Genomic DNA, 1,107 nt, shown 5'->3' with positions numbered 1-1,107 from the left:
CGCGGGGCGGCTTCTTCGGGTCGCCCAGGCCGGGTTCGTGGATCGCCTCGGCCCCCGCCTCCTGCACCCCGGCGCGGAAGCCGGCCCAGCGATCGTCGGAGGATTCGGCGCCGGCGGCCGGACCGATGAAGGCGAGGCGGCGGTGGCCGAGCGCCGCGGCCTGCCGCACCAGCGCCGTGGTGGCCGTGGCGTAGTCGGCGCCGACATAGGGCACCGGGCCGCCGGCATCCTCGCGGCGGCCGATGGCGACGAAGGGATAGCGCCCGACCACCAGCCGCGCCAGCTCGTCCCGGTCCAGCGTCCGGCCCAGCAGGATGCAGCCATCGGCCAGGCGCAGCCGATTGTTCTCGTGGAAGACCCGGCGGCGCCCGTCCTGCACCGGCGCGCTGGTGAACAGCAGCAGGTCGTAGCCGAACCGCTCCGCCGCCCCTTCGATGCCGAGCAGGAAGGGTGTGTAGAAATCGGCCTGCAGCGTCGGGAACACCGGCTCGTAGGTGAACACCCCGAGCAGGTGGTTGCGGCGCCCGACCAGCTTCTGCGCCGCCGGGTCGGCGACATAGCCGGTGGCCCGGATCACCTCCAGCACCCGCTCGCGCGTCTCCAGCGGGATCCGGGCCGAGCCGTCATCGCGCCGGTTGAGCACGAGCGACACCGTCGCCTGGCTGACCCCCGCCAGCCTGGCGATGTCCCGCTGCGTCAGCCGAACGCTCTCCCCCGACATCATCCATCCCTGATAATACGTATTATCGTGACGATAATAGGATCCGGTGCCACTGGTCAACCCCCGTCCGGTCCATCGGAAGGCCCGGCGACCGGCAAATATTCTTCAGTCATCTATAGTGAAATGTCAGATTCAGCTTGTGAGATGTCACGTACAATGACACGCTCAGGATATGTACGATCATTCCTCGCCCTTCGCCCAGGCGCGCACGCCGGGCGCCGAGCCGAAGGCGGCCTTCGCGCTGAAGCGCCTGCGCCGCGCCGTGATCGAATGCGAGCTGCGGCCGGGAACGGATTGCTCGGAGCCCGACCTCGCCCGACGCTTCGGCCTGGGCCGGGCAGCCGTCCGCACCGCCCTGACCACCCTGGCCGCCGAGGGGCTGGTCG

Annotated in this window: 2 protein-coding genes; one reads left to right on the top strand and one right to left on the bottom strand. The window is 70.2% G+C overall.

The window, feature by feature from the left end; genetic code table 11:
- Nucleotides 1-721: LacI family DNA-binding transcriptional regulator (locus P409_RS34930; RefSeq protein WP_034849585.1), on the bottom strand; the 721-nt coding region annotated here is incomplete at its 3' end.
- Between the two features lie 172 nt (nt 722-893).
- Between P409_RS34930 and P409_RS34925 the strand changes: the two genes are divergently transcribed.
- Nucleotides 894-1,107, top strand: a 214-nt coding sequence (locus tag P409_RS34925; RefSeq protein ID WP_034849584.1) for a GntR family transcriptional regulator, incomplete at its 3' end; no start/stop codon positions are given.

The organism is Inquilinus limosus MP06, from assembly GCF_000767795.1.
Lineage (GTDB): Bacteria > Pseudomonadota > Alphaproteobacteria > DSM-16000 > Inquilinaceae > Inquilinus > Inquilinus limosus_E.
The sequence above is the reverse complement of the archived record's forward strand: the minus strand, read 5'-3'. Positions and strand labels throughout refer to the sequence as shown.